The organism is Aliterella atlantica CENA595, from assembly GCF_000952155.1.
GTDB classification, from domain to species: Bacteria; Cyanobacteriota; Cyanobacteriia; order Cyanobacteriales; family Chroococcidiopsidaceae; genus Aliterella; species Aliterella atlantica.
Genome location: NZ_JYON01000002.1, coordinates 245,167 through 257,739 on the forward strand (window position 1 = coordinate 245,167; position 12,573 = coordinate 257,739).

The following is a 12,573-nucleotide window of genomic DNA, read 5'->3' on the forward strand; positions in this document are numbered from 1 at the left end:
CTTGCTGCCTTTAAGGCAGAGTGCATATTATTGCTTTTCACAATTTTTTGGGAATGATGAATTAATGCTATCTAGTTATTGACCTAGAACAACTTCCTGGTAGCTACCCGATCTTAAAACTTGACCTCGGTCGATTTGGTAAATGCGATCGCAATGCTCGATAGTCGAAAGGCGATGGGCAATAATAATAATAGTTCTTGTTCCACTCAAAGCCTTCGTTGCTTCAGTAACAAGATGTTCTGTTTCGTTGTCTAACGCTGCTGTCGCCTCATCAAAAACTAAAATTTCTCTCTCGTGATAAAGTACGCGAGCGATCCCCACTCTTTGGCGTTGTCCTCCAGATAAAAGCACGCCACGTTCGCCAACTATTGTTTCGATTCCGTTTGGTAGTTGTTCTACTACTTCACTTAGTTGAGCCATTTCAATTGCTCTTTTTAATTTATCTCGGTCAATTATGCGATCGGGAACTCCAAAAGCAATATTTCGTTCGAGGGTATCGTCAATCAAAAATATAGACTGAGGGACGTAACCAATCATATTTTGCCAGCTTCGTAGATTTTCATATATAGAAATCCCATCGACTGTAATATCCCCTGATTGAGGACTAAAAAGACCTAAAAATACATCGACTAAAGTTGTTTTTCCCGAACCTGATTTACCAATTAGTCCGATTGACTCGCCTTTGTTAATCGTTAAGAAAATTTCATCTAGTGCATTTTTTGTAGTTTCTGGATATTGAAATACAATACTGTCTATAATAATTTGTTTGTTAAAATAAGTTGTTTGTTCATTTCGAGTTAATGAAGAAACGGGAGAGCATTTACGACAACTTAAATCTGCTGCTAGATTATTGTTTTCTAATTCTTTAAAATCGAAAAACAGGCGATCGAGAGCATGAATGTTGGTTCTAATTACATTAACTCCAGAAATTAGATTGCCTGTAGCTGGAAGCAAACGAATTGATGCAAGTGCGAAAATTCCTAAAATTGCCGTCAGACTTTGCTTATCTTGCTGACTAAAGTTGATAAAGAAAAGCGTAAATCCAATTAAGAAGCTAATCATAAACGCTTCAACTACATAGCGTGGCAGATTACCATAACCCGCAGCTAAAGTTTGATTTAAAGCATACTTCTTGGTTTGTTCCTCCATCTGTTGCTCAAAGTAGGATTCACAACCAAGTACGCGAGTTTCTTTTAATCCACCTATGCCATGATTCATAATACGAATCATCTCGCGAGAAGCTTGCCACCCTTCCTTACCCCAACGTGCTAAACGATCTTTCATTGGATGCAATAAACCAAATGCAACCAGCAAAATCATGGCAATGAAAATCAACGCTGTTATATCAGTCGCAACCAAAAGAAGTACCAATGCCAATATAATTACACTATTGGAGATAGATGTTAATAGTGGCATTACTAAACCGATGCAAAATTGATCTGTTGAGGTGACAACGTTTTGAATCAGTGTTGCTGAGTTAATACGTAAGTGAAAGGAATAAGGAGCTTCAATATAGGCTTTCATAAGCTTGTAAGATAGTTCGCCTTTTAGCTTATAGCCAAATTCAAAAACTACTTTTTGAGCATTGAAACTAAAAAATGCTTTTGCGTAAAAGGCAATGATAACTACTAAGCCTATTACAAGTAAAAACTGCTGCTCAGAGCTAAATTTTAACTGTTGATACGCTAAATTTAACCAATAACTATTTTTGATTGAATTTGGACTGGTAGCGATCGCTATAAACGATCCAACCATCCCAGTTCCGAAAACTTCAAAACCAGAGATAAAGAGAAAGAGAAAAATCATTCCTATAAATGATTTATGATGCCCTTTTGTAATATATAAAAATTTAGATAAAAATTGACTCATTATTAATACTACATTTATATAGTTATGATTTAATGCTAAGGCGATCTAGTAAAATTTTAAACTACATTTAACTTGAATAACTTAGTATGTTCATCCGAGCGAATATACATTAATATCTGATTTTCTACTTTAATAATCTAGATACTGTTGATTTCAAGTTGTAATAAGCTGGACGACCTTTTATAAACGAGCTGCGCGCATCAATGGAATAGATGCTGTCAGCTAGGCATCAAACACCAGTTTTTATATTCTGGTGCTGCTACATTTAATAATAAGTAACTTGCTGTCTGAAAGGTGAAACTAAATTAGTGGTAATATTCAAACATACGTTGCTGTTAATAAATCTATCATCAACAAAGATGAATATTTTAGTCACTTATACTTAAGTATAGCTTTTACATAATTTATGATTTATATATAAATTTATGTCAAAATGTAAGCTTATAAGCTAACCGCAATATATTAACTATAGAACTATCTTTGTTGGGTAAGTTATTAAAGCATTTAGCAATCCAATTAATCTAAAAAAAAATCATATCGCAATGATAATATTTCTTATGTCATCATTTGGGAGATTTGTGATTTCAAATTATAATAAAGTGGGCGAACAGAAAAGAATGAGTGGCGAGCTTTGAAGAACATCTGCTGTTGCCAATGAGACATCGAACACCAGTTTTTATAGGCAGGGAAGGCAATGTCTGTTAACAAATACTGCCATTTTTTAATCATTTTCTCTGGTTGGGTTTCCTTAGCTCGCATCCAACCATTTTCAATTACTGCCCGACGTAATTCTTTATCGTCTTGAAGCCGTTTGAGAGCCGAAATTACCTCTGTTAAAGAAGCTGCTTCTAAATAATCCAAATCGCTTTTTTTCTCAGCTAGAAAGGCAGATTCATAGCCTAAAATTGCTGGAATACCAGCGTGCCAAGCATTATATAGCTTTGATGCAGGTTTACCACTAAAGGAATTTTTTCGACCAAACTCTCTTATAGCTAAAATGACATCAACATCGCTGTAATCGTGCCAACTATCATGAGTGAGTTTTTTCTGAAATTTTAAGCCTAAAGCATCGAGTTGCTCGTACCAAAAATCCCCGCGAAATTCAGAAACTAAATTGACTTCATTGCCAATAAAAGTGACATTTTCAAAAGTGTCGCCACGTTGAGGGTCGCGAGGAATTAGCGAAGATTGCGCCCAATGAGGAATAAAATGACTTTCCCACAGTTCCAGGAAACGCTTGGGTATTGCTTGGTAGGGATTTTGCACGACATGAAGTTGTGCGTAAGGATGCCGATCTACATCTGCCCGCAAACAAACAATTAGTGATTTTGGACCTGGCTGGATAGCGTCATCAAGAAAATCGCGATGGGCTAAAACAATTCCCTCATCTGGCATTGTTTTTACTAATTGACAGGGAAAACCATAATCTTTGAGATAAAGATATGTTTGCAATGTCCAAAAACAGCCACCACTTTGCATGGGGGATATTGCGTGTTGAGAACATTGCCACTGCCAGTAGGAATCAGCATTTTGCGGTAAGTCATCACTAGGCAGTTTGCTATGAGGAATATAAAAATAAATTGGTGGTAGGTTTTTCCACATAGGATTTGTGCAACTAAAAATTTAGCGTTTTAGTAAAGAGAGTATAGGCAATTAATAGCGCGATCGCCACTGGTAATAGTGCGATCGCCATTTTTCGGACATTAAGGTATTGAGTGGATTATTACGAAAACCGTATTTTTTGACTAAACTCAGCCATAAGCTTAACCGCTGTGGCAATGGCAGCAACGGCATATGCCAATGCATAACTGTTTTTACATTAGTTTGATTAACACTTGGTAAGAAGACATCCGGCTCACCTACAGATGTCTCATCAATTATATCTAAAGTCGCAGTCTTTCTGGGTAAAGCCGCAACATGAGCATAAAGCTCGTTCAAAGCACTTTGCCAATTATCTCCCCAATGAGTTTGGGCAATTTTTATTTTGGTAGCTTCCCCCAGAGATAGACGGAACTGTTCATCTTCAATTAAGCCAGATAGTGCTGCCGTATATTCTTGGATATCGCGCACCCGAATCAAATTCCCGTCCAAACCAGGCATATCAGAGCCAAGAACTCCACACGCTAGAGAGGAGTACGGGTAGCGGCTCACTGCAGGTACGCCGTAGCTACCTGCTTCCAATATGGATGTAATGGAAATAAAAGGAAACGAGTCTACATAGATATCGGCAGCCTGATAATAGACAGCAGTATCTTTTGTTTCTTTTAAAACCATAATCCTTCCTTGTGTCTGCTCAATTGCTGCTGACCAATCTTCGTTACTACTACCTGCACCGATAACAATTAAAATTGCTTGTTTATATTGCTGCAATAATTCAACATGAGCATCAGCAAAATTAACGCCATCAACTGTTTTATACTTCACCGATCTGGCGATAGACAGCAGCATGACGCTGTTGGAATCAATTCCTAGTTGCTGCTTGGCTTGCGATCGCGTCAACTTGCGATAAGCTGGCTCTAAAATAGTTGGTAGCACCAAGTTACGCTTTGCCTCTATACCTCGGCGCTGCCCAGAAAGCAGCCTTCCAGACTCGCGGAGATTAGCAACTGCATCGCTAATAGTAGCTCCTACCCAAAACCAATGGTCGCCATGATTCGTATAAATAATTGGGGGAAATTGTTCTTTGTTGGCAAAGGCAATTGTGGGTACAACATCGTACTCCCAGGTATGTAGCACGACAATATCTGCTGCTGCGGCACATTCACGCAGCCTTTTGGCGCGAGAGATAATACCGCCACTGCGATCGCCCAATGCATAAATATTACCTTGGCTGTTGCATACGGCTTCTTTTAAGTTCTCAGGTACTTGGTTTAGTGCTTGCCTAGTTAAAGCAACACAGTGCGATCGCGAACTATCTTGTTTAATCCAACGCCACATCAATCTAGATATGCCACCAATATTAGCAAGATGAGTAGAGACATGGAGGATGTTTCTTGCTGTTTGATGGGACGAGGTATTTTTGCGCGAAACATCGCTGGTTATAGCCTCGCGTCCGATCTTTACCAAGAGTTGCTCAAGCTCTTGGCTGACGAAAAAACCACAATGATTCAATTGAGCGTAGTTGGCGGCGATCTGTGCGTACACGGCTGCCGCTTCGTAGTTTCCGCGCTCTTGTAAGTCTTTTGCTTGCAACAGCAGGCGGCGAAACTCCGCAAAATTTTGGGGAATTAGCTGGCGACCTTGTTCTTGCCAAACTCTAAGTGTATTGTTAGCTAATGTCTCCATACAATCTTCTTTTGCTGTTTAAATCCACTCAAACTTGAGTGGCAGTTTTCAACACTGCGATCGCCCTATCTTGTTCCGCCTCGGTCATTTGATGGAAAAGCGGTAAAATAATGGCGCGGTCGGTAGCGCCTTCACTTTCTAACAAGCGATCGCTACCGCAAGACCAAGCTTCAATTTGATATGCCTCTTCGCGGTGAGCGCACATGATCCCGCGTCGGGTCGAAATGCCAGCATCGAGCATCGCCTGCATAACTGGCAGTTGGTCGCACCCATCTGGTAAGCGAACGCAATAGCTCTGCCAGTTACTTTTTGCCCAATTTGGCTCGGTAGGTAATTTCAATCCTGGCACATCTGACAGTTGCTCGTGGTAGCGCTCTTGCAAGTAGCGGCGGCGCTCTACTATTTCTGGCAGGCGTTTTAGCTGTTCCCGTCCAACCGCTGCTTGAATGTCGGTCATCCGGTAGTTGTAGCCTAACATCGGATAAGACTCAACAATGACTTGTTTGGCTCCGTGACGAACAGTATCGGGGACGCTCATGCCGTGTTGTCGCCAAAGACGGAACTGCTTGTCCCATTCGAGATTATTAGTCGTAAGCATCCCGCCATCGCCTGTCGTGATAACTTTACGGGGATGGAAAGAAAAGCAAGCAATGTCACCGTGTGGTTTGCCAATTTTCTCCCACTGACCATCCCAAAGAATTTCACTGCCAATGGCACAAGCTGCATCTTCTATGACTGGCAAATTGTAGCGACGAGCAACTGCTAAGATAGCTTTAAGGTCGCAAGGCATCCCCATCTGGTGGACAACGAGAATGGCACGAGTGCGATCGCTGATTGCCGCTTCAATTAGAGTCGGATTGATGTTGTAAGTGTGCGGCTCAACATCGACAAATATAGGAATTGCACCGCAATAGCGAATACTATTAGCAGTAGCGATATAAGAATGACTGACAGTAATTACTTCATCGCCAGGTTCTACGCCTACGGTTAACAGAGCTAGATGTAAAGCAGTGGTGCAATTAGAGACAGCACAAGCGTGCTTTGCTCCGACATAAGTTGCAAATTCCTGCTCGAAAGCGGCAACTTCTGGTCCTTGCGTTACCCAGCCGGACATAATCGCCCTTCCTGCTGCTGCTGCTTCTGATTCACCTATCCAAGGTTTGGCGATCGGGATATTTTGCATTTGCTCAGACATTACTCGTTTCCTTCGCCTGTTTTTGTTCGCGCCACCATATAACCAACTGATTCAATCCCTCTTCTAGAGATACCTGTGCCTCAAAACCTAACAAATCTTTTGCTTTGCGAATATCTGCCAGCCGACGCTGTACGGCGTTAACTTTGCGCTCTGCTCCGTATTGCGGCTGTAGATCCGATCCCATCACCTTAGCCAAACTATAAGCAAGGTCGTTTAAACTGCTTTCTACACCGCTAGCAATGTTGAATACTTCATCAGTCACATCAGCTTTAGCAGCTAAGATGTTGGCTCTAGCAATGTCTTTGATGTAAACAAAATCCATTGTCTGCTTACCATCACCGAAAATCAATGGTGGTTCGCCAGCAACAATTCGCTCCATCCAGCGGATCAAAACTTCGGTGTAAACGCCGTAAATATCCATGCGAGGACCGTAGACGTTGAAGTAGCGCAGTGCTACATAGTCTAAGCCGTACATATCGTAAAAGCTGCGTAGTAAGCCTTCATTAAAAACTTTGGCTGCACCGTAGAGCGTGCGATTGTTGTAGGGATGGTGCGATTCTGTGGTGGGGAAATCTTCTGCCATGCCGTAGACTGAGGCGGAGGAGGCAGCAACTACTTTTTTAACTTTGGCGTTTACTGCTGCTTCCAAGACGTTGAAAGTACCATCTGCCAAAACTTCCATTGCTAGACGCGGTTCTTGAGCGCACTGAGTGATGCGGATTGCTGCTTGGTGAAAAACGATATCTACACCTTGCATGATATCGGCAAGCAGTTGGCGATCGCGAATGTCACCTTCTACAGTTACTAAGGGTCCGCGTTCTTGGGCTTGAGCTAAGTTTGACCTTTGTCCGCGTGTAAAATTGTCTAAAACAATAATCTCAGCGGCTCCTTCTGCGACTAACAAATCGGCAATGTGGGAACCAACTAAGCCTGCACCACCTGTAATTAATACTCTTTTATTTTGCATTTGCTTTTAACCTTAAATTTTCCTGTTCGAGAGTTTGAATACGATTAAGCAAATCGGATACTCGTAAGCCTAAAGTGCTTTTAACGGACTTAACTATATTTGCTGCTGTTGTCCTTTCTTTCCCTTCAAGTTGCACCTGAAAAATTCTCAGCACTCCATCTCCTGTAAGGACATCAACATAACCTTCTGTTTTAGCTCTACCAATAATTCGCCCAGGAATTCGCCCTACATAATTTGAAGGCTTCTTAACTGTTTTGGCTGACCAGATCAGCAGTTTTTGCCCCTGAAAGTAGGTGTATGCACCTGGAAAAGGAGTAGCTAAAGCTCGAATCAAACAGTCGATACTTCTAGTAGAAGCTGACCAATCAATTTCACCATCTTCTGGTAAGCGAGTACAGCAATAAGTTGCTTCAGCATTGTTTTGCGGTACTCCTTTGTAACCATGACAAGCTTTAATAACTGTATCTGCTAAATACTGGCGTTGAATTTCATTTAATCTGTCATATAGATCGGCTACGTTATCGTCAGAGTGCAATGGGATAAGTTGCTGAAACAGGATATTTCCCGCATCTAGGTCGGGGACAATTTGATGAATAGTTATCCCTACACAAGATTCATCATTAATGATCGCCCAGTTGACATTAGCACGACCGCGATAATGAGGCAAAGGAGAATAATGGACGTTGATAAATGTCGACAGTGCTGTTATTTCCGGCGGCAGAATTTGGTTGTAGGAAGAAACTACAACACAATCTGGATTGAATTTTAGTACGAGCGATTTAATATTTTGCTGGGAGACATCCGAGAAAATTGGAATTCCTACTTCATTAGCTAGACTAACTATAGGAGCATCTGCATCAGATTCGAGATCGACATTTCTTACAAGTCCTTGCACGTTGCATTTAGCTAGCAAAGACTCTAAAGCGCTCAAGGTAGTCGAACCTAGACCGATCAGCAGTACGCTAACCATATACCAACTCCTGGGACAGCAGTTGCACGAATTCGCGATCGCACTGTAACAAAGATTGTCGCCAAATTACTTCTGCGGCTTTAAGTCCCCCTGTTTGCAAGCGGATAATTGGTTCTGCTCCTACTGCTGAGGGTAAAATGCCCATGTGTCCGGGTTTCGGTTCTATTTCTGGGCATACAGGTATATGATAAGACGCTAAGGCAGAACGCTCAATATCTCCCCAATACTGAGCTACTACCGCCCCTTGCCAATACTTGGCGATCGCTTGTGCATCTTGGGCAGAGAGTACAGGTTTGTTTTGCGGTTGCAGCGCCACTACAATCGCATCGAATTGTTTGTCTGTAGGCGCTGCTGCCAAAGTTGTCACAGTATTGACATCTGCACCAGCATTGACCAGACCGCGCTCGATGAATAAACTGAAAGGATTGTCGCACAACAATAAAATTTTGCTTGTATAAACAGAGATCCCTGCATTTAGTAGTAGCTTGACCGCCATGATGCCTAGAAAAGAAAAGACATCTACACTAGGATGTCGTTCGTTTACGCCTGCTACTGCAATCCCTCGCTGCTGACAAGCAGCAAGATCCAAATCTTCCGTTCTAAATTCCCATGCTTCGTACATCAACCCAATCGCGGCTGTTGGCTGCATCTGTGCGATAGTTTCTGCATCCAAGGGGCGGACGTGACCGCTGTTGGTAATAATGTCTGCTTGAGCAACAAGGTTTGCTGTTTTGCTAGTGGCAAATTCGATTTGCCCCTCAACTCCGGCAATTTGCGCTAGTTGCTGAGTTTGGACTATAACATCCTCAATCGTCCCGTAACGACTGTTCTGAGTTAGAGCAATTACCTTTTTGGCTCCTGCCATTGCCGCAATTACAGGTGTAACAGCATAGGCTCCGGTTGCTGCTTCTGTTAATACGGTGGTATTATGCAGTTGCAGGTCGCAGCGCTCGATCGCTTGCCGCATTAAAGTTACAAGACGGTAGGAGTTCAAGCCAGGACGGCGATCGCTCATGCTACTTTTACTCCGTCTAACAAGCTAGTAAGAGTGTTTACAACTGTATCTATCTGTGATGATTGGAGTTCGGCATACATTGGCAAAGAGAAGACTTCTTTGGCTGCTTGTTCGGAGTGAGGAAAATCACCGCTCTTATAGCCTAAATCTGAGTAAGCTGGTTGGAGGTGGACGGGAATTGGGTAATGGATGCCTGTTTGAATGCCTTGTTCGTTGAGTTGCTGTTGCAGCCAATCTCGCTTGGGCGATCGCAATGCATAAATATGATAAACATGATGGCTGTAAGGCATCACAACAGGGGTTTTCACATCCAAGTTTGCCAATAGTTCGTCGTATAGTGCTGCATTTGCCCTACGTGCCTCTGTCCACCGATCTAGGTAACGCAACTTCACGCGCAAAATAGCACCCTGCATACCTTCCATGCGGTAGTTGTAGCCTTTAAGAACGTGGTGGTATCTTTGCTCTTGTCCCCAGTCGCGGTACATTTGGATAGTCCGAGCATATTCAGGATTATTGGTGACAACCATGCCGCCTTCACCATAAGCACCCAAATTCTTCCCAGGGTAAAAACTGAAACATCCTAAGTCACCGATACTACCAACTCTTTGTCCTTTGTACTCGGACCTGTGCGCTTGCGCGGCATCCTCAATTACGGTTAAATTGTGACGGCGAGCAATTGCCATAATCGGCTCCATGTCAGCAGGTTGTCCGTATAGGTGTACGGGCAAAATTGCTTTGGTGCGCTCGGTAATGGCTGATTCAATCTGCTTTACATCTATGGTGTATGAAACGGGATCGATATCTACAAATACAGGTGTAGCACCTGTATAACAAATTGCTGCTGCGGTGGCGACAAATGTAAAAGGTACGGTAATGACTTCATCGCCAAGACCAATACCCGCTGCTAGTAAAGATAGGTGTAGGGCGCTAGTACCAGTGTTAACAGCAATACCATAGTCAGCGTTGCAGTAGTTAGCAAACTCCCTTTCAAAAGCTGCTACCTCTTTTCCTAAGACGAATTGGGTTGTTTCTAATACTTGAGCCACAGCAGCATCGACTTCATCTTTGACACTGATGTACTGAGCCTTTAAATCTACAAATGGAATCATGCTGCTACCTTTGCTTTGTCTAGTTCTATTAAGGCACCTTGTTTTTTCATCGACTCGGTAGCAGCTTCCAAAATTCTGACTACTCTTAATCCTGCTTCGCCATCGGTAATCGGGCGATCGCCTTGCTGGATGCATTGAATAAAGTGTACTGCTTCAGTTTGCAGTGCTTCAGTCAGCTCCAACTTTGGCGACCACATATCACCTGTGCGATAACCGACTAGCATTTGGTACACGTTCTCAGGACTGCCATTGACTGTAATTCCCTTGTCGTACACCTTGATCTTTTCACTTGGCTCTAAGTCGTCATAGCTGATCATTTTTTGACTACCGCCGAGCAGTGTCCGCCGGACTTTTACTGGTGCTAGCCAATTAACGTGCAGGTGAGCAATCAAGTTATTTTCAAAAAACAATGTCAGGTAGGCAATGTTTTCTGGTTCGCCAGGAACGTGGCTCATACCCGTAGCGGAGACAGCATAAGGCTTTGATGGCAACACGTAGTCCATAATTGAGAGATCGTGTACTGCCAAATCCCAAATCACGTTGACATCGTGCTGGAATAAGCCGAGATTGACGCGAACAGAGTCATAGTAATAAATATCACCTACTGCTTTTGTGGCAACGAGTTCGTGCATCTTCCGCACTGCGCCTGTATAAACAAAGGTGTGGTCTACCATTAACACCAGATTGCGCTGTTTAGCCTCTTCGATCAAGATTTTTGCTTGCTCCGAAGAGACGGTCATTGGTTTTTCTACTAATACGTGTTTACCAGCTTGCAGCGCTGATAAAGCTAAATCGAAATGAGTAGAGACTGGTGTGGCGATCGCGATCGCATCAATTTCGGGATCGGCAAATAGGTCTTGAGCATTTGTCGTGACTTTGATGGCTGGATACCGAGATTGCACCTTAGCTAGCCTTTCGATGCTAAAGTCACTAACAGCTACCACTTGCGATCCTGGCACTTCAGCAAAACTGCGGACTAAATTAGGTCCCCAATAGCCATAACCTACTACGCCTATATTGATGGTGTTAATTGAGCGCTCTTGCTGAGATCTGGATGTACTTACCGCGATCGGGTTAGGAGTAGCAAGGCTTTGCTTTGTATTGTTGTAAGTATTTGTCATTAGAACACGACTACATAAATAGTGTTACGCAATTAAATGCAAACAGGTATCAATTTTTACGCTTTCTTAAAGGCAATTTTATCCACTGCAAACTTTCTAATGAACTTCAGCTCGCCAGTCTGCAAATCGACGGTAAATAGAGAATTTGTACTTTCATACTGGGGATTGGCAAGTGCAAACAATTGATTTGATGGAGAGAAGGCTAGACTCATCACGTCACTTTTTAAAGAGGTGTTGTTGAAGCTCAATCGCACCAGTTTGTTAATCTTGCCTCTACCAGTGAGTGGCGATCTGTTTTGCAAATCTAAATTCACAAGGATCGGCACTCCTTCAGCGTCCATAGTGGTAGCGTAAATTGTGCCATCTGTAGATTGAGCAAGATTGCTAAACCGATGATTCAACGGTACGTTTGGTAAAGCCAAAGCAGCACCAGAATCTACTTGACCTGATTTAAGATTGATAACTGCTAGCTCAAAGGGGGGTTGACCTTGGTTGAGACTAACAACACTAATAAGCTGGTCATTTTGGATTGCTAGCAAGCTTTCAACTGTATTGTGCTTTTTGATTTTTTTAGCTTTTAAGCCTTTTGGTCTGTAGTTCTTTGTATCTTCACTGAAAAATATGAAGCGACTAAACTCACCCTTTTTAGTTGCAGCTGAAACAGCAGCAATAAATGTGCCATCTGATAGCGCAGTAAAACCAGTTACCCGTTCGGATGGCTTGCTAATGACAAAAGCTTGACTCGCAGTTTCAGTAGCGTCCTGTTGATTTTGAACAGTTTGTCCAGAAATTTCAGTAGTTGATAATTCCTGATTGCTGACCAAATTTACAGATTGCAAGATGATTCCAGGAGTTGTGTTGGCGGATGTTGCATCAGCTAAGTCTGCGGTTATACTGCTGCTAGCTGGGGTAAGACGCAAGCCATAAATATTTAGTTGCGATTGGGCAACTGTTTTAGTCGATAGGTTGGCAAGTACACTTGTAGCAGCGCTTGCTAGCGCTAGCTGACCAAATCTCCTGCGTTTTAGTCTGATATGCATAT

At 42.6% G+C, this 12,573-nt stretch carries 10 protein-coding genes; all 10 read right to left on the reverse strand.

Annotated features, from left to right (window positions below; translation table 11 throughout):
• Positions 1–75: 75 nt before the first annotated feature.
• Positions 76–1,755 carry an ABC transporter ATP-binding protein gene (locus tag UH38_RS03640; RefSeq protein ID WP_235355045.1) on the reverse strand — a complete coding sequence of 560 codons (1,680 nt, stop codon included), beginning with the start codon at positions 1,753–1,755 and terminating at the stop codon, positions 76–78.
• Positions 1,756–2,424: 669 nt separating this feature from the next.
• Complete coding sequence (locus UH38_RS03645; RefSeq protein WP_045053253.1) at positions 2,425–3,471, reverse strand: hypothetical protein; 1,047 nt, start codon at positions 3,469–3,471, stop codon at positions 2,425–2,427.
• A 51-nt stretch (positions 3,472–3,522) separates the two neighbouring features.
• The gene (locus UH38_RS03650; protein ID WP_045053254.1) at positions 3,523–5,154 is read right to left on the reverse strand and encodes a glycosyltransferase; all 1,632 of its coding nucleotides are present in this window, start codon (positions 5,152–5,154) and stop codon (positions 3,523–3,525) included.
• Positions 5,155–5,182: 28 nt separating this feature from the next.
• Positions 5,183–6,349, reverse strand: a complete 1,167-nt coding sequence (locus tag UH38_RS03655) for a DegT/DnrJ/EryC1/StrS family aminotransferase (RefSeq protein ID WP_045053255.1) — start codon at positions 6,347–6,349, stop codon at positions 5,183–5,185.
• On the reverse strand, positions 6,342–7,316 hold the full coding sequence (locus UH38_RS03660; RefSeq protein WP_045053256.1) for an SDR family NAD(P)-dependent oxidoreductase: 975 nt from the start codon (positions 7,314–7,316) through the stop codon (positions 6,342–6,344). Before UH38_RS03660 ends, UH38_RS03655 begins: the two co-directional genes overlap by 8 nt.
• Positions 7,306–8,286: a methionyl-tRNA formyltransferase gene (locus UH38_RS03665; RefSeq protein WP_045053257.1), complete on the reverse strand. Its 981-nt coding sequence runs from the start codon at positions 8,284–8,286 to the stop codon at positions 7,306–7,308. Before UH38_RS03665 ends, UH38_RS03660 begins: the two co-directional genes overlap by 11 nt.
• On the reverse strand, positions 8,279–9,301 hold the full coding sequence (locus UH38_RS03670; protein ID WP_045053258.1) for a hypothetical protein: 1,023 nt from the start codon (positions 9,299–9,301) through the stop codon (positions 8,279–8,281). Before UH38_RS03670 ends, UH38_RS03665 begins: the two co-directional genes overlap by 8 nt.
• Positions 9,298–10,410, reverse strand: coding sequence for a DegT/DnrJ/EryC1/StrS family aminotransferase (locus UH38_RS03675; protein WP_045053259.1), 1,113 nt, complete (start codon positions 10,408–10,410; stop codon positions 9,298–9,300). Before UH38_RS03675 ends, UH38_RS03670 begins: the two co-directional genes overlap by 4 nt.
• Positions 10,407–11,531 carry a Gfo/Idh/MocA family protein gene (locus UH38_RS03680; RefSeq protein ID WP_082065296.1) on the reverse strand — a complete coding sequence of 375 codons (1,125 nt, stop codon included), beginning with the start codon at positions 11,529–11,531 and terminating at the stop codon, positions 10,407–10,409. The genes UH38_RS03675 and UH38_RS03680 overlap by 4 nt, the downstream gene beginning before the upstream one ends.
• A 56-nt stretch (positions 11,532–11,587) precedes the next feature.
• On the reverse strand, positions 11,588–12,571 hold the full coding sequence (locus tag UH38_RS03685) for a hypothetical protein (RefSeq protein WP_045053260.1): 984 nt from the start codon (positions 12,569–12,571) through the stop codon (positions 11,588–11,590).
• Positions 12,572–12,573 lie beyond the last annotated feature (2 nt).

What these genes read in the sequence shown, in the direction of transcription:
- UH38_RS03640 (WP_235355045.1), bottom strand. Translation starts at nt 1,755, where the DNA reads ATGGTTGGATCGTTTATAGCGATCGCTACCAGTCCAAATTCAATCAAA.
- UH38_RS03645 (WP_045053253.1), bottom strand. Translation starts at nt 3,471, where the DNA reads ATGTGGAAAAACCTACCACCAATTTATTTTTATATTCCTCATAGCAAA.
- UH38_RS03650 (WP_045053254.1), bottom strand. Translation starts at nt 5,154, where the DNA reads ATGGAGACATTAGCTAACAATACACTTAGAGTTTGGCAAGAACAAGGT.
- UH38_RS03655 (WP_045053255.1), bottom strand. Translation starts at nt 6,349, where the DNA reads ATGTCTGAGCAAATGCAAAATATCCCGATCGCCAAACCTTGGATAGGT.
- UH38_RS03660 (WP_045053256.1), bottom strand. Translation starts at nt 7,316, where the DNA reads ATGCAAAATAAAAGAGTATTAATTACAGGTGGTGCAGGCTTAGTTGGT.
- UH38_RS03665 (WP_045053257.1), bottom strand. Translation starts at nt 8,286, where the DNA reads ATGGTTAGCGTACTGCTGATCGGTCTAGGTTCGACTACCTTGAGCGCT.
- UH38_RS03670 (WP_045053258.1), bottom strand. Translation starts at nt 9,301, where the DNA reads ATGAGCGATCGCCGTCCTGGCTTGAACTCCTACCGTCTTGTAACTTTA.
- UH38_RS03675 (WP_045053259.1), bottom strand. Translation starts at nt 10,410, where the DNA reads ATGATTCCATTTGTAGATTTAAAGGCTCAGTACATCAGTGTCAAAGAT.
- UH38_RS03680 (WP_082065296.1), bottom strand. Translation starts at nt 11,531, where the DNA reads ATGACAAATACTTACAACAATACAAAGCAAAGCCTTGCTACTCCTAAC.
- UH38_RS03685 (WP_045053260.1), bottom strand. Translation starts at nt 12,571, where the DNA reads ATGCATATCAGACTAAAACGCAGGAGATTTGGTCAGCTAGCGCTAGCA.